The sequence below is a fragment of the Pseudomonas sp. PDM13 genome (genome assembly GCF_025685765.1).
Lineage (GTDB): Bacteria > Pseudomonadota > Gammaproteobacteria > Pseudomonadales > Pseudomonadaceae > Metapseudomonas > Metapseudomonas solani.
On record NZ_JAOTQU010000022.1, the window covers coordinates 34,342 to 56,449 of the forward strand.

At 65.7% G+C, this 22,108-nt stretch carries 18 protein-coding genes; 5 read left to right on the top strand and 13 right to left on the bottom strand.

The features are described from left to right. Positions 1 to 19: 19 nt before the first annotated feature. The 3 genes from OEJ36_RS21660 to fadB form a co-directional block, all read right to left on the bottom strand. The gene (locus tag OEJ36_RS21660; RefSeq protein ID WP_263403308.1) at positions 20 to 256 is read right to left on the bottom strand and encodes a DUF1653 domain-containing protein; all 237 of its coding nucleotides are present in this window, start codon (positions 254 to 256) and stop codon (positions 20 to 22) included. Between the two features lie 148 nt (positions 257 to 404). Beyond that, positions 405 to 1,580 (bottom strand): acetyl-CoA C-acyltransferase FadA, encoded by a 1,176-nt coding sequence (fadA, locus tag OEJ36_RS21665; protein ID WP_263403309.1) that lies wholly within the window; start codon positions 1,578 to 1,580, stop codon positions 405 to 407. A 30-nt stretch (positions 1,581 to 1,610) separates the two neighbouring features. Further along, entirely contained in the window at positions 1,611 to 3,758 is a 2,148-nt protein-coding gene (gene fadB / locus OEJ36_RS21670; RefSeq protein ID WP_021219542.1) for a fatty acid oxidation complex subunit alpha FadB, read from the bottom strand. A 475-nt stretch (positions 3,759 to 4,233) separates the two neighbouring features. On the opposite strand from fadB, the gene OEJ36_RS21675 reads away from it, so the two are divergent. Next, complete coding sequence (locus OEJ36_RS21675) at positions 4,234 to 5,046, top strand: hypothetical protein (protein WP_021219543.1); 813 nt, start codon at positions 4,234 to 4,236, stop codon at positions 5,044 to 5,046. Positions 5,047 to 5,096: 50 nt separating this feature from the next. Here the strand turns inward: OEJ36_RS21675 and OEJ36_RS21680 are convergent, their stop codons facing one another. Further along, entirely contained in the window at positions 5,097 to 5,534 is a 438-nt protein-coding gene (locus tag OEJ36_RS21680; protein ID WP_263403310.1) for a hypothetical protein, read from the bottom strand. Between the two features lie 87 nt (positions 5,535 to 5,621). Between OEJ36_RS21680 and OEJ36_RS21685 the strand changes: the two genes are divergently transcribed. Continuing rightward, complete coding sequence (locus tag OEJ36_RS21685; RefSeq protein WP_263403311.1) at positions 5,622 to 6,062, top strand: universal stress protein; 441 nt, start codon at positions 5,622 to 5,624, stop codon at positions 6,060 to 6,062. Positions 6,063 to 6,082: 20 nt separating this feature from the next. On the opposite strand, the gene OEJ36_RS21690 is transcribed toward OEJ36_RS21685, so the two are convergent. Together OEJ36_RS21690 and OEJ36_RS21695 are read right to left on the bottom strand one after the other, a co-directional pair. Next, complete coding sequence (locus OEJ36_RS21690; RefSeq protein WP_021219546.1) at positions 6,083 to 6,769, bottom strand: DUF6901 family protein; 687 nt, start codon at positions 6,767 to 6,769, stop codon at positions 6,083 to 6,085. A 23-nt stretch (positions 6,770 to 6,792) separates the two neighbouring features. Next, positions 6,793 to 8,712, bottom strand: a complete 1,920-nt coding sequence (locus tag OEJ36_RS21695; RefSeq protein ID WP_263403312.1) for an ATP-binding cassette domain-containing protein — start codon at positions 8,710 to 8,712, stop codon at positions 6,793 to 6,795. 180 nt (positions 8,713 to 8,892) lie between these two features. On the opposite strand from OEJ36_RS21695, the gene OEJ36_RS21700 reads away from it, so the two are divergent. Further along, the gene (locus OEJ36_RS21700; RefSeq protein ID WP_263403313.1) at positions 8,893 to 10,821 is read left to right on the top strand and encodes a transglycosylase SLT domain-containing protein; all 1,929 of its coding nucleotides are present in this window, start codon (positions 8,893 to 8,895) and stop codon (positions 10,819 to 10,821) included. 72 nt (positions 10,822 to 10,893) lie between these two features. Here the strand turns inward: OEJ36_RS21700 and OEJ36_RS21705 are convergent, their stop codons facing one another. The 3 genes from OEJ36_RS21705 to yegS all read right to left on the bottom strand — a co-directional run bounded on the left by OEJ36_RS21705 (position 10,894) and on the right by yegS (position 13,742). Beyond that, positions 10,894 to 11,697, bottom strand: coding sequence for an MOSC domain-containing protein (locus OEJ36_RS21705; protein WP_263403314.1), 804 nt, complete (start codon positions 11,695 to 11,697; stop codon positions 10,894 to 10,896). Positions 11,698 to 11,780: 83 nt separating this feature from the next. Then, the gene (locus tag OEJ36_RS21710; protein WP_021219550.1) at positions 11,781 to 12,707 is read right to left on the bottom strand and encodes a chemotaxis protein CheV; all 927 of its coding nucleotides are present in this window, start codon (positions 12,705 to 12,707) and stop codon (positions 11,781 to 11,783) included. 129 nt (positions 12,708 to 12,836) lie between these two features. Then, entirely contained in the window at positions 12,837 to 13,742 is a 906-nt protein-coding gene (gene yegS / locus OEJ36_RS21715) for a lipid kinase YegS (protein ID WP_021219551.1), read from the bottom strand. 208 nt (positions 13,743 to 13,950) lie between these two features. Here yegS and OEJ36_RS21720 point away from each other — a divergent pair, with 208 nt between their 5' ends. Beyond that, on the top strand, positions 13,951 to 14,649 hold the full coding sequence (locus OEJ36_RS21720) for a pirin family protein (RefSeq protein ID WP_263403315.1): 699 nt from the start codon (positions 13,951 to 13,953) through the stop codon (positions 14,647 to 14,649). Between the two features lie 154 nt (positions 14,650 to 14,803). Here the strand turns inward: OEJ36_RS21720 and OEJ36_RS21725 are convergent, their stop codons facing one another. Genes OEJ36_RS21725 through OEJ36_RS21735 form a run of 3 tightly spaced genes read right to left on the bottom strand, consistent with a single transcriptional unit; the run spans position 14,804 to position 19,555 of the window. After that, positions 14,804 to 16,363, bottom strand: a complete 1,560-nt coding sequence (locus OEJ36_RS21725) for an FGGY-family carbohydrate kinase (RefSeq protein ID WP_263403316.1) — start codon at positions 16,361 to 16,363, stop codon at positions 14,804 to 14,806. A 16-nt stretch (positions 16,364 to 16,379) separates the two neighbouring features. Beyond that, positions 16,380 to 17,957 carry a glycerol-3-phosphate dehydrogenase/oxidase gene (locus tag OEJ36_RS21730; protein ID WP_263403317.1) on the bottom strand — a complete coding sequence of 526 codons (1,578 nt, stop codon included), beginning with the start codon at positions 17,955 to 17,957 and terminating at the stop codon, positions 16,380 to 16,382. A 2-nt stretch (positions 17,958 to 17,959) separates the two neighbouring features. Further along, on the bottom strand, positions 17,960 to 19,555 hold the full coding sequence (locus OEJ36_RS21735; protein ID WP_263403318.1) for an FAD-binding oxidoreductase: 1,596 nt from the start codon (positions 19,553 to 19,555) through the stop codon (positions 17,960 to 17,962). Between the two features lie 131 nt (positions 19,556 to 19,686). On the opposite strand from OEJ36_RS21735, the gene OEJ36_RS21740 reads away from it, so the two are divergent. Continuing rightward, positions 19,687 to 20,709, top strand: coding sequence for an AraC family transcriptional regulator (locus OEJ36_RS21740; RefSeq protein WP_263403319.1), 1,023 nt, complete (start codon positions 19,687 to 19,689; stop codon positions 20,707 to 20,709). Positions 20,710 to 20,905: 196 nt separating this feature from the next. Here OEJ36_RS21740 and glp read toward each other — a convergent pair whose 3' ends face one another. After that, positions 20,906 to 22,093, bottom strand: coding sequence for a gephyrin-like molybdotransferase Glp (gene glp, locus OEJ36_RS21745; RefSeq protein WP_263403364.1), 1,188 nt, complete (start codon positions 22,091 to 22,093; stop codon positions 20,906 to 20,908). Between the last annotated feature and the right edge of the window lie 15 nt (positions 22,094 to 22,108).

Sequence of the window (22,108 nt, forward strand, 5' to 3'; positions counted from 1 at the left end):
CCCGCCGCCCCGCGATACCTCAGCGGCGCGGAAAGAGATCTGACTCGGCGGTCACCAATGCGAAGCGGGCGATCTGCTCGCCATTCACCTCGACCGTCTCGGTGAACATCGCCAATGGGCGTACCCAGAGGCCGTATTCGCCATAGAGGGCCTGGTAGACGACCAGCTCCTCCTCGGTCTCGGAGTGCCGTGCCGTGCCGATCACGCGGTACTCCTGGCCTTTGTAGTGACGATAGAGTCCAGGTTGCAGGCTCATGTTCCCCTCCTATCCATCTATAGCCGGCTCGCGAAGGGTGCGCATGGTGCCCACTCGGGCGCCCGCTGGCCAGCCCCTGCTGACGAAATAAGCCTTATAAAAGCAAAAACCGGGGCGCCAGGCCCCGGTCTTTCCCCTCCTCGTACGCTTAGATGCGTTCGAAGACGGTGGTGATGCCCTGGCCGAGGCCCACGCACATGGTGGACACGCCCAGGGTACCGCCGTTCTGCTTCATCACGTTCAGCAGGGTGCCGGAGATACGTGCACCGGAGCAGCCGAACGGGTGACCCAGAGCGATGGCGCCGCCGTGCAGGTTGACCTTCTGCTCCATCTTGTCGAGGAGTTTCAGGTCCTTCAGCACCGGCAGGGCTTGAGCGGCAAAGGCTTCGTTGAGTTCAACGAAATCGATGTCGTCAATGGTCAGGCCGGCACGTTTCAGGGCCTTCTGAGTGGACGGCACCGGGCCGTAACCCATGATCGCCGGGTCGACACCGGCAACCGCCATGGCACGTACCACGGCCATCGGCTGAATGCCGAGGTCCTGGGCGCGCTGGGCACTCATCACGATCATGCAGGAAGCGCCGTCGGTGATCTGCGAAGAAGTACCCGCAGTCACGGTGCCACCTTTCGGGTTGAACGCAGGACGCAGGGCGGCCAGGCTCTCGATGGTGGTTTCCGGACGGATGGTTTCGTCGAAGTCGAACACCTTCAGGAAGCCGTTCTCGTCGTAGCCTTGCATCGGGATGATTTCATCCTTGAACTTGCCTTCGACGGTGGCTTTGTGCGCCAGGCGGTGAGAACGCTCACCGAAGGCGTCCTGCTGCTCGCGGCTGATGCCGTGCATCTTGCCCAGCATCTCGGCGGTCAGGCCCATCATGCCCGAAGCCTTGGCGGCGTACAGGGACAGGTGCGGGTTCGGATCGACGCCGTGCATCATGCCTACGTGGCCCATGTGCTCCACGCCACCGACCACGAACACGTCGCCGTTGCCGGTCTGGATAGCCTGCACGGCAGTGTGCAGGGCGCTCATGGAGGAACCGCACAGACGGCTGACGGTCTGGCCGGCGCTGGTGTGCGGGATCTGGGTCATCAGCGACGCCATGCGCGCGATGTTCCAGCCCTGCTCCAGGGTCTGGTTTACGCAGCCCCAGATCACGTCTTCCACTTCGGCCGGGTCCAGCTTGGTGTTACGGGCCAGGACGCCGCTGATCAGGTGCGCCGACATGGTCTCGGCACGGGTGTTGCGGTGCATGCCGCCTTTGGAACGACCCATCGGGGTACGGCCGAAGTCGACAATGACTGCATCTCTAGGATTCAGGCTCATATTTCTACTCTCGCTCTGTTCGTTCCGCGATTAACCGAAAAACTTCTGGCCCTTGGCGGCCATTTCACGAAGCTTCGCGGTCGGGTGGTACAGCGCGCCCAGTTCGGCGTACTTGTCGGCCAGGGCAACGAATTCGGCTACACCGACGGAGTCGATGTAACGCAGTGCACCACCACGGAAGGGCGGGAAGCCGATGCCGTAGATCAGGCCCATGTCGGCCTCAGCTGCGGTCTCGACGATGCCGTCTTCCAGGCAACGAACGGTTTCCAGGCACAGCGGGATCATCATGAAGTTGATGATGTCTTCGTCGGTCAGCTCGCGCTGCTCAACGACGATGGACTTCAGCAGCTCGTAGGCTTCCGGATCGGAAACTTTCTTCGGCTTGCCGCGTTTGTCGGTCTCGTAGGCGTAGAAGCCCTTGCCGTTCTTCTGGCCCAGGCGATTGGCTTCGTACATCACGTCGACGGCGGTCTTGCCTTCCACGGCCATGCGGTCCGGGAAGCCTTCGGCCATGACGTCACGGCCGTGGTGGCCGGTGTCGATGCCGACCACGTCGGAGAGGTAGGCCGGGCCCATGGGCCAGCCGAATTTCTCCATGATCTTGTCGATGCGCACGAAGTCGACGCCGAAGCCCAGCAGCTTGGAGAAGCCGCCGAAGTACGGGAACAGCACGCGGTTGACCAGGAAGCCGGGGCAGTCGTTGACCACGATCGGGTTCTTGCCCATTTTCTTGGCGTAGGCAACGGTGGTGGCCACGGCCACTTCGCTGGACTTCTCGCCACGGATGACTTCGACCAGGGGCATCATGTGCACCGGGTTGAAGAAGTGCATGCCGACGAAGTTCTCGGGGCGCTTCAGCGCCTTGGCCAGCAGGCTGATGGAGATGGTGGAGGTGTTGGAAGCCAGGATGGCGTCCTCACGAACCACGCCTTCCACTTCGGCCAGCACGATCTGCTTGACCTTGGGGTTCTCGACCACTGCTTCAACGACGATGTCGACAGCGCCGAAATCACCGTAGGACATGGTCGGGCGAATGGCGGTCAGGGCCTCAGCCATCTTGGCCGGGGTCATGCGGCCTTTCTCGACGCGCTTGCCGAGCAGCTTGGAGGCCTCGTTCAGGCCCATCTGGATACCCTCTTCACGGATATCCTTCATCAGGATCGGAGTGCCTTTGGAAGCCGACTGGTAGGCGATACCGCCGCCCATGATGCCAGCGCCGAGTACGGCAGCCAGTTTCACGTCGCGAGCGACTTCGTCGTACTGCTTGGCTTTCTTTTTCAGTTCCTGGTCATTCAGGAACAGGCCGATCAGGCTTGCCGCGACCGGGGTCTTGGCCAGCTTGACGAAGCCGGCGGCCTCGACTTCCAGCGCCTTGTCACGACCGAAGTTGGCGGCTTTCTGGATGGTCTTGATGGCTTCGACCGGAGCCGGGTAGTTCGGGCCGGCCTGGCCAGCCACGAAACCCTTGGCGGTTTCGAAGGCCATCATCTGCTCGATGGCGTTGAGCTTGATCTTTTCCAGCTTGGGCTGACGCTTGGCCTTGAAGTCCAGCTCGCCGGAGATGGCGCGCTTGACCAGGTCCAGAGCGGCTTCCTGGAGTTTCGCAGGAGCGACAACAGCATCGACGGCACCCACTTTCAGGGCGTCGGCAGCCTTGTTTTCCTTGCCGGAGGCGATCCACTCGATGGCGTTGTCGGTGCCGATCACACGCGGCAGACGCACGGTGCCGCCGAAGCCCGGGTAGATACCCAGCTTGACTTCCGGCAGGCCGATCTTGGCGGTCTCGCTCATGACGCGGTAGTCACCGGCCAGGCACATTTCCAGGCCGCCACCGAGGGCGATGCCATTGATGGCGACCACGGTCGGAACCTGCAGGTCTTCGAAATCGCTGAAGATCTTGTTGGCTTCGAGGTTGCCTGCCACCAGCTCTTCATCGGGCAACTTGAAGTTGTCGACGAATTCGGTGATGTCCGCACCGACGATGAACACGTCCTTGCCACTGCTGACGATAACGCCCTTGACCGACGCATCGGCCTTGATGGCATCAACCGACTGACGCAGTTCATTCAGGGTTAGACGGTTGAATTTGTTGACGGACTCACCCTTGAGGTCGAACTTCAGTTCGACGATGCCGCCCTCAAGAGCCTTAACCGTGATGGCTTTACCTTCGTAAATCATCAACTGATCTCCACGGTATGGAAGCTGAACAGTACACATCGGAGCCAACCGGCGAACCGGCTCGAGGCATTGCCGTCGAGCTTAGTCCGATTCGGTCCGGCACACCCACCGACGCGATATCGGGTAGTTATTGGACGTTGTCTGTAAGGCAAACGCTCAATTCATACGCCCGTTTGATTTGGGTGCGCACACATTCACGGAAAAGTCCGCTGTTGTCAATTGTGCTTCGTGACCGTACGGCCACGCTCAATCCGCTCTGCCACCAGCCTTTGCGCAGGCCCGGGGCCTCTCTGGAAAGCAACATGCGGGATGGTTATGACAGACCATCAAGCGGGCGACGGGAGGCTCAATAACGTGACCTGCAGCACGCTAGCCAAACGCCAGCGCAGCAGGTTAGAGTCGCCCGATAAGGCCGGGACAGGCCGAATAACAAAAACAACTAGATGAAGCCCCTAGAGGCACACGGAGTAGCGACATGACGAGCCGTACGCTTGCCATTCTGCTGGGCACCCTGCTCACCCTTTCCACCTTCGCAATTCCCGCTCAAGCCGCCGACCCCGCAACAAGCCTGCTCAAGCTGCACCAGATGCGCCTCGCCGCGCAGAAGAGCCTGGGCGACTTCTATATGTACAACGGCATGGAAGGCGATCAGCGCTATGCGCGGATGATCGACGAGTCCGTCCAGCAGGCCGATGCGCGCCTGAAGGAACTGACCGAGATGCCCGGCGACGGCTCCAAGGCCCTCAGCGCCCAACTCAACCAGCAATGGAAGGATTATTCCGGCGAGCTGACCAATCTCGTCGTGGCGCTCAAGACCAAGGGCTTCACCGACCTTCAGCCCATCGCCGACATGACCGCGCGCAACCAGAAGCTGCTGGCCCTGGCCAAGGAGCTGTACGGCAAGATCCAGCAGGAAAGCGGCGTCAACGTTCCCCCGCTGACCCAGCAAAGCCGCGAGCAAAGCCTGCTGATGCAGACCATCGCCGTCGACTACGCCTCGCGCAGCGCCTCGGTCGGCGCCTCCTTCTTCGGCGGCGGCGAAGGCAAGCCCATCGACGAACTGGCGCGCGATTTCGCCGGCCAGCTCAACGCCCTGGAGCAGCAGCCGAAGAACACCCCGGAGATCAAGCAAGCCCTGACCAGCATCGGCACCAAGTGGCGCTACATCGAGAAATCGCTGCAGAACTACAACGAGAACAGCGTGCCCTTCCTGATCAACAAGTACTCCGACAGCATCATCGACGGGCTCGAAGGCGTCTCCGCCCAATACGCCGCCACGCAGCTCTGAAGCGCCCCGCCGTCACCCGGGCCCATTGCGCGGCCCGGGTCACCTCAAGCTCACACCACCGCGCGCAGCACCTCGGCGATGCGCTGCAGGTCCTCGGGCGTGCCCCGCTCGCCCCAGCACAGTGCGATCATCTGCGCATTCGCCTCGATCTTGTAGACATCAGCTGGCAACCCCTGGAGTCGCGCCAGCATGGCCGGGTCTTCCAAAGGCTCGCGCCACTGGTTCTGCCACTGCCCAGGCGCCACCTGCCAATAGCACCAGGCACCAGGCGCCCCGCGGGGACGCGGGCGATGGTACTGGGCACAGGAATGAGGCGGCTCCACCGGCAGCCAGTGCGGCCACTCCTGGCGCGACAGCTGCATGGCCAACCCCATGCGTCGCGCCTCCATGCGCAGCTCCATGCGGCCACGCTGCCCTTTGGACGGCAGCAACCAGACCAGGGGGCTGAGCACGGCGAGCAGGAGAAATACCACCAACCAGAGGGTCATAACGTCATCCCATGATGAAAATCATGCCGCCAGGCACCCATGGCGGCCATACTGAGTTCAAGCGCAAACCTTAAGGAGGAGTCACCCATGCCCTATAAGCACATTCTGGTCGCCGTCGATCTCACCGATGAATGCCATCCGGTGGTGCGCCGCGCCCAGGCCCTCGCCCAGGCGACTCAGGCCAGGCTGTCGCTGGTCCACATCGTCGAACCCATGGCCATGGCCTTCGGTGGCGATGTGCCCATGGACCTCTCGATGCTCCAGCAACAACAGTTCGAACAGGCCCGCGAACGCCTGGACGGCTTTGCCGGCCTCTACCCTGAACTGCTCGCCGAGCAGCGCCACCTGGCCTACGGCCAGCCCCGCCAGGAAATCCACCGCCTCGCCGAAGAACAGGGCTGCGACCTGATCGTCGTCGGCAGCCACGGCCGCCACGGCCTCGCCCTGCTCCTGGGCTCCACCGCCAATGACGTGCTCCACGGCGCGCCCTGCGACGTGATCGCCGTACGCCTGAAGAAAGCCGACTGACCCAGCAGCCGGCGGAGGCTTCAGAAGAAGCCTTCGTCGGCGCTCATCACCAGCGGGCGGATCTTCTGCAGCTGGGTTTCCAGCGAGTAGGTCATGCTCGAGGCCATGGAGAAGAAGGTCAGGAAGGCCTTCAGGTTCGAATCGCCATCGCACACATCGTGAATACGCTGCCAGAACGCCTGGTTGACCAGCTGTAACTGCTGGAACAGGCGCACCAACCCCTTCAGCTCCCAATCCGCATGCCGCCCTTCACGGAAGTTGAAGTACTGCCGCGACAGATACAGGGACACGGCGCGCAGGATGAACTCCTGGTTGCTGGCGAACGGCAGGTGCTGATGGGCCATCGGCTTGAGCCGGCCCAGCACCGGGCAGGCGCTGGTCGCCATGATCACGCCCAGCAGGGCACGCAGCCCTTCTTCCAGCCCCACCTGCTTGGTGTATTCACGCTCCGGCGTGCGCACCAGGAACACCGCCTTCTTGAAGGCCGGCAGCCCGTGGAAGTCCTCGATCACCCGGTGCAGGTCGACCGCCGCCGGGCAATGGCTGAACTTGTCCTTCGACAGCGGGCAGTTGCTGCACTGCTGGAATTCCAGGCGCGTCCACTTCGGCGCGGCGAGCGCGCGCTCCTCGTCGTACTGCCGATCCAGCTCGATGCGATAGCTGAACTCGTGTTCGTCATCCAGGGTGATGCGGTACTCGACAGCCATGGGCTCTCCAGCTCGGTGGTTCTTCAGTCGTCCAGTTCGGCCCAGCGCTCCAGCAGGCGATCCAGCTCCTGCTGTTGCTTCTCGAAGCGCTCCAGTACCGTGCGGGTCTGCTCTGCAGGCCGCTGGTAGAACGCCGGGTCGGAAATTTCCTGCTGTACCGCTGCCATCTCCGCTTCCAGGGTCTCGATCTGGCCGGGAAGCGCTTCCAGCTCACGCTGCAATTTGTAGCTGAGTTTCTTCTTCGGCGCCTCGGCCTCGCTCACCGCAGAGGCGGCGGCCACCGGAGCCGGTGCCACGGTCGCGGTGGGCTCGGCCTTGCCGGACTTGGTCTCGCCCACACCCAGCAGGCGCGGCGAGCCGCCCTGGCGCAGCCAGTCCTGGTAGCCACCGACGTACTCACGCACGCGGCCTTCGCCTTCGAAGACCAGGGTGCTGGTCACCACGTTGTCGAGGAAGGCCCGGTCGTGGCTCACCATCAGCACGGTACCCGGGAAGTTCAGCAGCACCTCTTCCAGCAGCTCGAGGGTTTCCACATCCAGGTCGTTGGTCGGTTCGTCCAGCACCAGCAGGTTGGCCGGCTTGCTGAACAGCTTGGCCAGCAGCAGGCGCGCACGTTCGCCGCCCGACAGAGCCTTGACCGGTGTACGCGCACGCTGCGGGCTGAACAGGAAGTCGCCCAGGTAGCTCAGCACATGGCGGTTCTGGCCATCGATGGAAATGAAATCACGGCCTTCGGAAATATTGTCGATCACCGTCTTCTCGGGCTCGAGCTGGTGACGCAACTGATCGAAATAGGCCACTTCCAGCTTGGTGCCCACCTCGATCGTGCCGCTGGTCGGCTCCAGATCGCCCAGCAGCAGCTTGAGCAGGGTGGTCTTGCCGGTACCGTTGGCGCCCAGCAGACCGATACGGTCGGAGCGCTGCAGCACCAGGGAGAAATCGCGGATCAGCGGCGCGCCGCCCGGATGGGCGAAGCCCACGTTCTCGGCGACCATCACCTGCTTGCCCGACTTGTCGGCGGTCTCCAGCTGGATATTGGCCTTGCCCTGACGCTCGCGGCGCTCGGCACGCTCGCTGCGCATCGCCTTCAGCGCGCGAACACGCCCTTCGTTACGGGTACGACGGGCCTTGATGCCCTGGCGGATCCACACTTCCTCTTGGGCCAGGCGCTTGTCGAACAGCGCGTTGGCGGCCTCTTCCGCCGCCAGTTGCTGCTCCTTGTGCACCAGGAAGCTGGCGTAGTCGCCGTTCCAATCGATCAGGTGGCCGCGATCCAGTTCGAGGATGCGCGTCGCCAGGTTCTGCAGGAAGGAACGGTCGTGGGTGATGAATAGCACGGCGCCGCCAAAGCCCATCAGCGCCTCTTCCAGCCAGGCGATGGCACCGATATCCAGGTGGTTGGTCGGCTCGTCCAGCAGCAGCAGGTCGGGCTCGGAAACCAGTGCCTGGGCCAGCAGCACGCGGCGACGCCAGCCACCGGACAGCTCGGCCAGGGTCTTGTCGGCCGGCAGTTGCAGGCGGCTCAGGGTGCTGTCCACCAGTTGCTGCAGGCGCCAGCCATCCTTTGCCTCAAGCTCCTGCTGCACGTGCATCAGCTTGTTCAGGTCTTCGTCGTTATGAATGTTCTGGCTGAGGTGGTGGTACTCGGCCAGCAGCGCACCGACGCCAGCCAGCCCTTCGGCGACCACGTCGAACACGGTGCGATCGTCGGCACGCGGCAGTTCCTGCGGCAGCTCGCCGATCTTCAGGCCCGGTGCGCGCCAGATCTCGCCGTCATCGCCATGCTGGTCGCCCTTCACCAGGCGCAGCATGCTCGACTTGCCGGTGCCGTTGCGGCCGATGATGCACACCCGCTCGCCACGGGCTATCTGCCATGACACCTTGTCCAGCAGCGGCATGGCGCCATAGGCAAGGGATACATCGCTGAACTTGAGCAGGGTCATGGGCGCCTCCGAAAACAGGGGGCGCATTCTACCCGGTTTGCGCCTTGGCATATCCGCCATTTTTTCATCATGTTTCCTCCATAGCATCCGATTTCACCCGGGCAGGGCAACAGGCTAAGCTACGCAGATCCGGTGGCGGCCAGGCCGTTGCCCCATACGATTTCTCTACCCGGAAGTGTCATGCGCGGTCGTCTGCTCAGCCTGTTCTCCTGCCTGCTTCTCACCACCGTCACCCTCGATGCAGCCCAAGCGGTCCCCCTTGCCCAGCAACGTCAGATGTACGACGAAGCCAAGCGCGCCCTGGCCAAGGGTGACAGCGGCCCCTACAAGCGTTACGCCAATGCCCTGGCCGACTACCCGCTGGAGCCCTACCTGGCCTACGACGAACTCACCGCCCGCCTGAAGTGGGCCAGCAACGACGAGATCGAGAAGTTCCTCGCCGAGCACGGTGACCTGCCCCAGGCCAACTGGATGAAGCTGCGCTGGTTGCGCTGGCTGGCCGAGCGCGGCGAATGGAAGACCTTCGTCAATTACTACGACCCGAAGATGAACTTCACCGAACTGGACTGCCTCTACGGCCAGTACCAGATCAAGAACGGCCTCAAGGCCGAGGGCTACAAGAGCGCCGAGAAGCTCTGGCTGGTAGGCAAGTCCCAGCCCGAGGCCTGTGACGTGCTCTTCGACCTGTGGCGTGCCGAAGGCCAGATGACCGAGCAGATGCGCTGGCGCCGCGCCAAGCTCGCTGCCGAGGCACGCAACTATGGCCTCGCCAGCTTCCTGGTGAAGGGCCTGCCAACCCTTCAGACCCAGGGCAAGCTGCTGCTGGATGTCGCACAGAACCCGCCGATGCTCAGCCAGACCGCCCGCTTCGCCCCGGCCGACAAGGCCATGGGCGATGTGGTCGGCCTCGGCCTGCGCCGCCTGGCCCGCCAGGACCCGGAAAAGGCCATGGCCCTGCTGGATGGCTACGCCGCGCGGATGAAGTTCTCCAGCAGCGAGAAGGTCGCCATCGCCCGCGAGATCGGCCTTACCCTGGCCAAGCGCTACGACCCCCGCGCCCTCAAGCTCATGACCCAGTACGACCCCAAGCTGCGCGACAACACCGTCAGCGAATGGCGCGCGCGCCTGCTGCTGCGCCTGGGCCAGTGGGACGACGCCTACAAGCTGACCAAGCAGATGCCCGCCGAGCTGGCCAACACCAACCGCTGGCGCTACTGGCAGGCTCGCTCCCTGCAGCTGGCTCAGCCGCAGAGCGCCGAAGCCGGCCGCCTCTATCAGCCCCTGGCCAAGGAGCGTGACTTCTACGGCTTCCTCGCCGCCGACCGCATCCAGACGCCCTACCAGCTCAATAACAAGCCGCTGGCCCTCGACCCGCGCCTGGTGCAGAAGGTGCGCAACACCGCGGGCATCCGCCGTGCCCTGGAGTTCCACGATCGCGGCCAGATCGTCGACGGTCGCCGCGAGTGGTACTACGTCAGCCGCCTGTTCAGCCGTGACGAAATGGTCGCCCAGGCCAAGCTCGCCTACGACATGCAGTGGTACTTCCCGGCCATCCGTACCATCAGCCAGGCCCAGTACTGGGACGACCTGGACATCCGCTTCCCCATGGCCCACCGCGGTGCCCTGACCCAGCAGGCACGCCTGCGTGGCCTGCATTCCAGCTGGGTGTTCGCCATCACCCGCCAGGAAAGCGCCTTCATGGCCGACGCCCGCTCCGGCGTCGGTGCCATGGGCCTGATGCAACTGATGCCCGGCACCGCCAAGGAGACCGCACGCAAGTTCGGCATCCCCCTCGCCTCACCGCAGCAGGCGCTCAACCCGGACGTCAACATCCAGCTCGGCGCCGCCTACCTCAGCCAGGTGCACGGCCAGTTCAACGGCAACCGCGTGCTCGCCTCCGCCGCCTACAACGCCGGCCCCGGCCGCGTGCGCCAATGGCTCAAGGGCGCCAACCACCTGGCCTTCGACGTCTGGGTGGAAAGCATCCCCTTCGACGAGACCCGCCAGTACGTACAGAACGTGCTGTCCTACTCCGTCATCTACGGGCAGAAGCTCAACGCCCCGCAGCCCCTCGTGGATTGGCACGAGCGCTTCTTCGACGACCAGTGATCGAAGCCGAAACGCAAAACGGGCGCCCATGGGGCGCCCGTTTCGTTTGTGCAGCCGTTGCAGCGCGGAGTCTTACTCCAGGACTTCCACTTCCATGCCCTCTTCCAGCGTGCCGGTGCTGCGGTTGATCAGGTTCTGGCCGAAGTACAGCCCGCCTTCGCGCTCGCGGTAGGTCTTGAGGGTGGTGAGGGGCTCGCGGTCAGGGCTGCGCTCGCCGGTGGCAGGGTCGATGGTGGTGAGGATGCACCGGGTGCAGCCCTTGGCCACGCTGAACTCGACACCGCCGATGCGAATGCGCTTCCACTCGTCCTCAGCGAAGGGCGCACTGCCCTCCACCACCAGGTTGGGACGGAAGCGCAGCATCTCCAGTGGGCGGCCAACACGGCTGGACAGGTCATCCAGCGAGGCCTGGCCGATCAGCAGCAGCGGGAAGCCATCGGCGAAACCGACCTTCTCCTCGGGCAGCAGGCTGCCGGGGATGTCCCGTGCCCGCTCGTTGGGCACATGCACCAGGCGGCACGGCTTGCCGATGAACTCGCTGAGCCAGGCAGCGGCCTCGTCGCCGGCGTCAGGCACCAGCATCGAGTCCTTCCAGATGAAGGTGCCGCGCAGGTCGCTGTTCGGGTCAGGCAGGGCCACATCCAGGCTGGGGCGGCCGGCGGCGCTCAGGGTCAGGCCACCGGAGGCGTTCCACAGCGCGCTCAGTTGCGACATCTGCGGCAGCGCGCGCTGGGTGAGGAAACGGCCATTGCTCGCGTCCACCAGCATCCAGCGTCGATCACCGGCCAGGCCGATGCCATCGAGTTCGGCACGCTGCAGGCGTTCGCCGATCGCGGATTTCATGGGGAAACGATAGAGAGCGGAGAGACGCAACATGGGCCGGCTTCCTTGGACGGTCAGCGAAAGCCCACTTATACGGAATCGTGGGCCGGGGCCTCAACCCCGGCACCACGAAAAGATCACTCGTCCTTCTTCAGGCGGTCCGCCACCACGTCCACCAGCTTGTCGGGCTGGAACTTGGAGAGGAAGTTGTCGCAACCGACCTTCTTCACCATGGCGTCGTTGAAGCTGCCGGACAGCGAGGTGTGCATCACCACGTAGAGCTCACGCAGGCGCGGGTCGTTGCGGATCTCGGTAGTCAGGCGGTAGCCGTCCATCTCCGGCATTTCGGCATCGGTGAAGATCATCAGCAGCTTGTCGGTCATCACCTCGCCGGTGTCGGCCCACTTTTTCAGCAGGTTCAGTGCCTTGAGGCCGTCGCTGACCGAATGGGTGCGGATACCCAGCTGCGAGAGGGTTTCGCGCAGCTGGGTCAGCGCGACGTTGGAGTCGTCCACCAGCAGCACTTCGCGGCCTCGGGCCTTCTCCAGCAGCGGGTTGCTCAAGCGCTCCTCGGACACCCGGGTGCTCATGGGCACGATTTCGGCGAGGACCTTCTCGACGTCGATGATCTCGACGATCTGGTCCTCCACCTTGGTGATCGCCGTCAGGTAATGCTGGCGGCCGGCACCACCGGGCGGCGGCTGGATGGACTCCCAGTTGAGGTTGAGGATGCGGTCCACGCCCCCGACCAGGAAGGCCTGCACCGAGCGGTTGTACTCGGTGACGATGATGGTGCTGCGCTCATCCGGCACCAGCGCGCGCATGCCGATGGCGCGGGACAGGTCGATCACCGGCAGGGTCTGGCCGCGCAGGTTGACCACACCGCAGACGAAGGGGTGGCGCTGGGGGATCAGGGTCAGCTTCGGCAGCTGCAGGACTTCCTGCACCTTGAACACGTTGATGGCGAACAGCTGGCGGCCGGCCAGGCGGAACATGAGGATTTCCAGGCGGTTCTCGCCCACCAGTTGGGTACGTTGATCGACTGTGTCGAGAATACCGGCCATTGCATGCTCCTGTTGGATGTTCGAGCCAGACTGCGGCTGCAGTTGCTTATCGGCAGAAGGCCTTGGAACTGTAGCCATCATGGCTTGGCGCCATCATGCACCACGGGGCGCGACGGCACCAGAAGCCACTCATCCCTCACTGCCTTGCAGCAACGGGGAACCGTCCGGCAGATGTAAGCGTAGTGCGTTGCGGCGCGCATTGAAGCGAACCTTGCTGCATTCCATGGGTTCTCCGTCGAGATTCATGTCCAGCCCCTCGGGCGCCTCCACTTCCACCCACGGCAACCGCGCACTCACCGACACCGCCTCCACCCCGCCGATGCCCCCCGAAAGCAGCGTGCCCAGGGTGCCGACCACATCCTGCGGGGCCGGCACGATGCAGAGCTCCAGCAGCCCGTCATCGACCTTGGCGCGCGGGCACAGCACATGCCCACCGCCCGCCTGGCAGCCGTTGCCGATGCCCACGGCGAGGAACTCGCCCTCCCATTCGAAATCCGGCCCCTTGAAGCGACCGAAGGCCGAATGCACCTCGGAGAAGCGCGTCAGCCCGGTGAGGAAATAGGCCGCACCGCCCAGTACCTTCTTCAGGTCTTCGGAGGTGTTGGCAGTGATCTTCGAGCCGAAGCCGCCGGTGGCCATGTTGAGGAACAGCCGCCCGTCGGCCTCTCCCAGGTCGATGGGCCGCGGCGGCACATCCAGCAGCGCCAGGGCCTCGCCGGGCAGCAGCGGCACGCCGGCGGCCCGGGCGAAGTCATTGGCGGTGCCCAGGGGCAACAGCGCCAGGCTGGCATCCTGGTCTGCCAGCGCCATGGCTTCGGCGACATCACGCAAGGTGCCATCGCCGCCCCCGGCGATGAGCGTGCGATACCCGGCGGCCAGGGCCTCTTCAACGATGCGCCCGGCATCGCCGCCCTCCCAGGTCACCCGCACCGCCAGTTCCCAGCCCGCCTCCCGGCGTGCCTCGACGGCCGCTCGCACGTCCTCGTTCAATGCCTGCTTGCCGTGCAGGATCAGCAATGCCTTGCGCTCGCTCATGGGCCACTCCATCCAGGGTGAGTCGGCCGAGTATATGCCTCGACCGTAAGAACAAGATGAGACAAGCGTCGGAGGCGGATTACACACCTATCTAATATGTCGATTTGTTTGTTGAATAATTTACGCTTTTTGTCGATAGGAACTTAATGAAAAATGGCCTCCAACACGCCGCAGAGCCCAACCCACTGCGAGCACTGAGGAGATTCCCATGATCGAAGTACGCCCTTTCAACCAGCTCGGCGGCGCCCACCACGGCTGGCTCAACGCCCGTCACCACTTCTCCTTCGCCGAGTACCACGACCCGGCACGGATGAACTGGGGCCAACTGCGGGTCTGGAACGACGACGAGATCGCTGCCGACAGCGGTTTCCCACCGCACCCTCACCGCGACATGGAGATCATCACCTACGTCCGTGAAGGCGCGATCACCCACCAGGACAACCTGGGCAACAAGGGCCGCACCGAAGCCGGCGATGTGCAGGTGATGAGCGCAGGCACCGGCATCACCCACAGCGAGTACAACCTCGAGGGCGAGACCACCAAGATCTTCCAGATCTGGATCATGCCCACCGAGTTTGGAGCCGCACCCTCCTGGGGTGCCAAGCCCTTCCCGAAAGGTGAGCGCGCCGGCAGCTTCGTGACCCTGGCCAGCGGCATAGACGAAGGCGGCGACGCCCTGCACATCCGCGCCAACGCCCGGCTGGTGGCCGCCACGCTGACCGCTGGGCAGACTGCGGAATACCGCTTGGAGAACGGCCGCAAGGCCTACCTGGTGGCCGCCAAGGGTCGCTACGAGGTCAACGGCGTAGCCGCCGAAGCCCGCGACGGCTTAGCCGTACGTGATGTCGAGGTGCTGAGCTTTACCGCCAGCGAAGACACCGAGATCGTGCTGGTGGATGTCGCCTGATCCAGGCCGTAACGAAAACGCCCCCGGAGTCCTGCTCCGGGGGCGTTTTTCATCGCCTGCGTGACAGGCGCCCGCTCCTCGTGAGAGCGAACTCATCCGCGATCAACCCGTCACCGCGACGCCGGGTCGACCCCGATCCGGGGCGTCAACCTCATCAGGCCGGGTACCCGGTGATCTCGCGGATCTTCTTGTACAGCGGCTTCAGCTGCCGGTACATGCGCTGGTACACACCCTGATAGAGCCGCTCGTAGATGCGTTGCGCTTGCGGGTCCGGGTGGAATACCTGGCCGACGCGGGTCATGGCGCGTATCGCCGTGGGGAAGTCCGGGTGCAGCCCCAGGCCGACCGCGCAGTCGATGGCGGCGCCCAGCCCCGAGGTTTCGTAGACGTGCGGCCGCTCCGCCGGCAGGCCGAAGATATCGGCCGTCAGCTGCATGGCCGCATCGCTTTGCGAACCGCCACCGGAGACGCGCAAGCGCCTGATCGGCGTGCCCGAGCGCTTCTCGATGCGCTCCTTGCCCTGGCGCAGCGCGTAGGCCAGTCCTTCGAGGATGGCGCGGTAGATGTGCGCGCGGGTGTGCACGTCGCCGAAGCCGATGATCGAGCCCTTGGCTTCAAGCCCAGGCTCGCGGATGCCCGGCGTCCAGTAGGGCTGCAACATCAGGCCCATGGAGCCCGGCGGCACGCTGTTGACCAGTTCGTCGAACAGCGCCTCGGGCTCGACGCCCAGCTCCTTGGCCCGCTGCATCTCGCGCAGGCCGAACTCCTGCTTGAACCAGCTGACCATCCAGAAGCCGCGGTAGATCATCACCTCGGTATTGAAGTGATCGGGGATCGCCGCCGGATAGGGCGGGATCAGCGGGATGGTTTCCAGGTAGCTGCGACGGGTGGTGTTGATGGTCGCCGTGGTGCCGTAGGAGAGGCAGGCCGTGTCCGGCTCCACCCCGCCCGAGCCCATCACCTCGCAGGCCTTGTCGGCGCCGGCGGCGATCAGCGGCAGGCCCTCGGGGATGCCGGTCAGGCGGCTGGCCTCGGCGCTGATGCTGCCCAGGCGCTCGCCCGGCTTGAACAGGTCCGGCAGCTGCTCGCGGCGCACCGGCATCGCCTGCCATTTCCAGTCCTTGGGCGAGGCCCAGTCCAGGCGCTTGTAGTCGAACGGTAGGTAGGCCACCTGGCAGGCCACCGAATCGACGAAGCGCCCGCACAGGCGGTGGGTGAGGAAGCCCGACAGCAGCAGCACCTTGTGGGTGCGCTGCCAGATGTCCGGCTGGTGCTGCGACACCCAGTTCACTTCGGCCTGGGCACGGAAGTAATCCACCGTGCCTTCGATGCGCAGCAGGCGGAACAGCCAGCCCCAGGGGCCCTTGATGCGCCCTTCGACCTCGGCGCGGCGCTGGTCCAGCCAGATGATCGCCGGGCGCAGCGGTTCGCCCTGCTCGTCGACGTTGATCACCGTGCCGCGCTGGGTGGTGACGGAGACGCCACGGATCAGGCTGCGGTCGATGTCCACCGATTCCCACAGCAAACGGCAGGCTTCGGCGAGGTTCGACCAGTAGTACTCCGCATCCTGCTCGGCCCAGCCGGGCTGCTTGGAGTAGTAGGCCTCCAGCGGCACCTTGCCCTTGCCCACCAGGTTGCCTTCCAAGTCGAACAGCAGCGCACGGACGCTCTGGGTGCCGTTGTCTATCGCCAGCAGGTAGCTCTTCTCGCTCACGGTGGATTCCTTGTTCTTATTCTGCGGGCAGGCTGTAGCTGCGCTGCCAGAGCGCAGCATAGGCCCGTTCCTCGTCTTCCCAACGCCCATCGCTCCAGCCCAGGCGGGCCTGGCACAGCGTGCGGATGCGCGGCATCAGCGTCGCACCGCCACCGGGCAACAACAGGCCCAGGCGGGTGCGCCGCAGCAGCAGGTCGTCCAGGTGCAGCACCAGCTCGCCTTCCGCCGCCCAGGCCAATTCCGCCCAGAGGGTATCGGTGGCGCCGACGCGCTCGCTGCCCAGCTCATCGATCAAACGCGCGACAGCGACCAGTTCCGGGCCATGCCGCCCCGCCAGGCGCCGCTGCGCCAAGGGGCCCAGGCCAGGCAGGCTCACCAACGGCGCCGGCTTGAATACCGCGGCACCGAGATCATCCACCGTGCGGCCGTTGAAACCGGCGCATGCGCGCAGCACCTCCAGCGCCAGCAGGCGGAAGGTGGTCAGCTTGCCGCCGGCCAGGGTCACGCAGCCGGGCTCGGTCCACAGCGCATGCTCGCGCTTCTCGTCGGAGGGTTTCAGCGACGCCTCGCCGTCGCTCACCACCGGGCGTACGCCGGCCCAGGTGGAGAGCACGTCCGCACGCCCGATGGCGGCAGCGGGGAACTGCTCGCGGCAGGCAGCCAGCAGGTAGTCCACCTCCTCGGCGCTGATGCGGGCATCCAGGTCCAGCTCGTCGCGGTGGTCGAGGTCGGTGGTGCCGACCACGGTCGCGCCTTCCCAGGGGAAGACGAACACCGGGCGGCCATCGGCCGGGTGCATGAAACTGATGGCGTGGGCCAGCGGCAGGCGCCAGCCCGGTAGTAAAAGGTGGCTGCCGCGCAGGGGGCGGATGTGCTCGCTGCCCTCGCGGCGACGCAGGCGATCGGCCCAGGCACCGGTGGCCTGGGCCACGGCGCGGGTACGCAGGGTGTAGCGCTGGCCGCTCTCGATGTCTTCCGCCACCAGGCCGACCACCTGGCCCTGCTCGCGGGTCAGCTCCACCACGCGCAGGCCATTGAGCGCCTCGCCGCCATCGCGGCGGGCCTCGGCCAGCACGCGCATCACCAGGCGTGCATCGTCGGTGACTGCATCGAAGAACTGGGTACCGCCCTGCAGCTTCGCCTCGTCCAGCCCCGGGGTGAGGAAGCGCAGCTGCTGCAATGAGTGATAGAGGTGGTTGCGCTTGCCGGCCAGGGCGTCGTAGACCGCCAGCAGGCTGCCGAACACGCGGGGGCCGGGGAAGCCACCACGGTGGGGCATGACGAAGCTCAGCGGGTCTACCAGCCCTGGCGCCTCGGCCAGCAGGCGCTGGCGTTCGCGCACCGAGTCACGGGTCAGGCCGAACTGGCCCTTGGCGATATAGCGCAAGCCGCCGTGGACCATCTTCGAGGAGCGGCTGGAGGTGCCCCAGGCGAAGTCGCGCTGCTCCAGCAGCAGGCACTTCCAGCCACGCCGGGCCGCCTCGCGAAGGATGCCGGCGCCGGTGATGCCGCCGCCGACGACGATCAGGTCCCAGTCCCGCGCCGCCAGCTCCGACAGCGCGCGCTCGCGCCAGGCCGCGTTCCAGGGCTGCATGGTCAATCCTGGATCAGCACGCCGGGGGCCAGGCGGCCCTCGGGGTCGAAGTGCCCGGCCAGTGCCTTGAGCACCGCCATGCCGCGCTCGCCTTTCTCCACCGGCAGCCAGGGCGCGTGGTCACGGCCGACGCCGTGCTGGTGGCTGATGGTGCCGCGGTTGTGCGCGATCACCTCGCTGGCCGCGCGCTTCAGGCGGCTCCAGCGCTGCAGGGCCTGCTCGTAGCTGGCGCCCGGACGGAACACGTAGGTGGTGTAGATGCTGGAGCCCTCGCCGTAGACGTGGGACAGGTGGGTGAAGACGTGAACGCGCTCGCCCTCCTCCGCCAGGCCCTCGCGCAGGCTGGCCTCCACCTTGTTCAGCAGGTTGTCGACGTTGATCCAGTCGGTGGCGGTTTCCAGGGTGTCGACCACGTAGCCGGCATCCCACAAGCCATGGCGCAGGTAGGGGAAGCGGAAGCGGTTCTCTGCCCACTTCTTGCCCAGCAAGGTGCCGGTAAACACGCCACCGAAGCCCTTCAGCAGCTTCTTCGCCTGGCGCAGCGATACGGCGTTCTGCTGGCGGTTACCGGTGACGCCGAAGGTCAGCATGCATTTGCCGGTGCGCGCACCGCGGAAGGCCAGGTACTTCTCCAGCAGGGCGATCTGCTCGGGGTGGCCGGCCAGGGCCAGTTGGGTCTCGGTCTCGATGGCGTTGGACAGGCGCAGCATCGACAGCGGCACCCGCGCCTGGGCCAACGCACGGATGCCCGCCAGGGCCTGCTCCCAGCTGGGCAGGAACACGGCGTAGAAGCTTTCCTGGTCGGCTAGGCGGGTGACCCGCACGCGCACTTCGGAAATCACCCCGAAGCGGCCTTCGGAGCCCAGCACCACTTCGCGCAGGTCCGGCCCCGCGGCCGAGGCCGGGAAGGTCGGCAGCTCCAGCGGGCCGTCGAAGGTTTCCAGGGTGCCGCCGGCGAACAGCTGCTCGATGCGGCCATAGCGCAGGGATTGCTGGCCGCTGGAACGGCTGGCGACCCAGCCGCCGATGGTCGAGAGCTCCCAGGACTGCGGGAAGTGGCCGAGGGTGTAGCCCTTGGCACGCAGCTGGCTTTCCACCTGCGGCCCATTGGCACCGGGGCCGAAGGTGGCGATCAGGCTTTGCTCGTCCAGGTCCAGCAGGCGGCTCATGCGTTCGAGGGACAGGGTCAGCACCGGCCGCTCGCCGGCCTGCGGGTTGATGTGGCCAGCCACCGAGGTGCCGCCGCCGTAGGGGATGAGCACGATGTCGTGGGTCCGGGCCCAGGCCATCAGCTGGCGGATGTCCTCGGCGGTTTCCGGGTAGGCGACGCCGTCGGGGAACACCTCGAAACGGCCTTCGCGCATGGCCAGCCAGTCCGGCAGGCTCTGGCCACGGGCGTGGCGCACGCGCTCCTCGGCGTCCTGGCTGACCAGCACATGGGGCGGCAGGCGCGAGGCCGGCACCTGCGCCAGCACCTGCGCGAGGGTGGCGTCGTCCAGGCGTTGCCCGGCACCGACGCGCTGGGCCAGAAAATCCGTGCCATTGGCCGGCAGTTCCACCACGGTCGACTCTTCACCCCAGCCGTTCCAGCGTCGCATGCCCTTCTCCTTGTTCGAGTTGTTTCGGAGGCTTTCAATGGGTGCCTATACTAGCCAGCCGCGCAAGGGCGTCACTGTCGGATCGGGACAGTGGCTATCGCCAATCAAGACATTCAGAACAAGAAGAAACCATGGATTCCCTCGGCTATACCTCCGTCCCCGCCCTGCTCAAGTACCTGCGCCATGCCGAGCACCTCGGCCTGGACGTGGCCGCTGCGCTCGACGCTGCCGGCATCCGCGCCGAGGAGTTGGCCGACAACGGCAAGCGCATGCCCAGCGAAGCCCATGAACGCCTGCTGCAGCACCTGATGGCGGTCTCCGACGACCCCTTGTTCGGCCTGCATTCCGCGCGCTTCGTGCAGCCGGGCTCGTGGAGCGTGCTCGGCTACATCACCATGAACTGCGCCACCCTGGGCGAGGCCATGAGCCGCATCGTCCCCTACGAAAAACTGGTGGGCGACATGGGCACCAGCCGCATGGAGGCCGCAGGCGACCACATCCGCCTGATCTGGAACTGCCGCCACGAAGCCCCGGAGATCCGCCGCCACATGGTGGAGAACGTGCTCGCCTCCTGGCTGCTCTACGCCCGCTGGATCGCCGACATGGAGCGCTCGCCCCGCGAGGTCTGGTTCGAACACACCCAGCCCGCCGGCACCCGCCTGGAGGATTACGAAGAAGTCTTCGGCTGTCCGATCCGCTTCGACCAGGCCTGCAACGCCCTGCTGGTGCCCATGGAGTACCTCGGCGTGCCCCTGCGCCAGGCCGACGCCAACCTGCTGCGCACCCTCGAGGAACATGCCCTGGCGCTGATGGCCGGGCTGGACCAGGACGAACCCCTGCCGCAACGGGTGAAGAACGCCCTGCGCCTGCTGCTCAAGGACGGCCTGCCACGCAAGGAACGGGTCGCGGAGAAATTCCACATGACGGTGCGCACCCTGCAGCGCCACCTGCAGCAGGCCGGCACCAGCTACCAGCAGATCCTCGACGAACTGCGCCAGGAACTGGCCGAGCACTACCTGCTGCGCAGCGACCTGGCCATCCAGGACATCGCCAGCTACCTCGGCTTCACCGAGTCACGCTCCTTCCACCGCAGCTTCAAGACCTGGACCGGGCAGACTCCGGGGGAGTACCGCGAGGCCAAGCGGCAGGGCTAAGCCGCATCCGACATGTTCACCGGTCAGTGTGTAGGGCGGGTGAAACCCGCGAGGGGTGTAGAGCTGAGCTGTCGGGTTGTACCCGCCCTACGTTCGATGCCTGCCGCAACGCAAGACAACACACCTCTCCTGACGTAGCCCGGGCTTCAGCCCGGGTACTCGCCTGCAACCCGGGCCGAAGTCCGGGTTGCAGGGTTCAGGCGTGCAATTCGCTCAGCGGGATGAAGCGCAAGCTGTCGCCTTCGGCCAGGGTGGTGCCTTCCAGCACTTCCACCAGGCCTTCGGCCCACGCGGCGCTGCGCAGCACGCCGGAGCTCTGGTTGCGATAGATCACCGCGCGGCCGTTTTCGAGGCGGGCGCGCAGGTATTCGCGGCGGTTGCCCGGCTTGCTCCAGGTGAAGCCGGCCGGCACCGGGAAGCCCAGGGGCACGACCTTGTCCACGCCGAGGCGGCGCAGCAGGTAGGGCCGGGTGAGCAGGCCGAAGGTCACCAGGGTGGAGGCCGGGTTGCCCGGCAGGCCGATCACCGGCACCCCCTGGAAGTGGCCAAAGGTCAGCGGCTTGCCCGGCTTGATCGCCAGTTTCCACAACGCCAGTTCGCCGGCCTCGCGCAGGGCCAGGCCGAGGAAGTCCGCCTCACCGACGGAGACGCCACCAGTGGAGAGGATCAGGTCGACGCCGGTCAGCTCGCCCAGGGCCTTGCGGGTCAGTTCCAGGTCGTCGGCGAGGATGCCGCCATCCACCACCTCGCAACCCAGGCGGCGCAGCCAGGCGATCAGCAGGGTGCGGTTGCTGTTGTAGATCTGCCCCGGGCCAAGCGGCTGGCCCGGGGCAACCAGTTCATCACCGGTGGAGAGCACCGCCACGCGAGGCCGGCGGCGCACCTGCAGGCGTGCGGCGCCGAGGGTGGCGGCCAGGCCCATTTCGATGGGGCCCAGCAGGGTGCCGGCATCCAGCACGGTTTCGCCGCTGCGGGTTTCCTGGCCTTTGGGGCGCACGTTCTGCCTGGCACTCATGGGCTCGATGAAGCGCACGCGGCCGTCGTCCAGCACCTCGGCGTTTTCCTGCATCTCCACCGTGTCCGCGCCTTCGGGCAGCGGCGCGCCGGTGAAGATGCGTGCACAGGTGCCCGGCTGCAGCGGGCCGGGGGCGCTGCCCGCCTGGATGCGCTGGCTGACCACCAGCGGCTCGCCGTTCCAGTCGGCCAGGCGCAGGGCGTAGCCATCCATCGCACTGTTGTCCCAGGGCGGCAGGTCGAGGCCGGCCACCAGGGGTTCAGCCAGCACGCGGCCGTCGGCATCGGCCAGGGCGACCTCTTCCTGCTCGCGGATGGCGGCCTCCCCGGCCAGCTTCAGCAGCCGGGCCAGGGCGTCCTCCACCGGCATCAGGCCGGGGTTGTC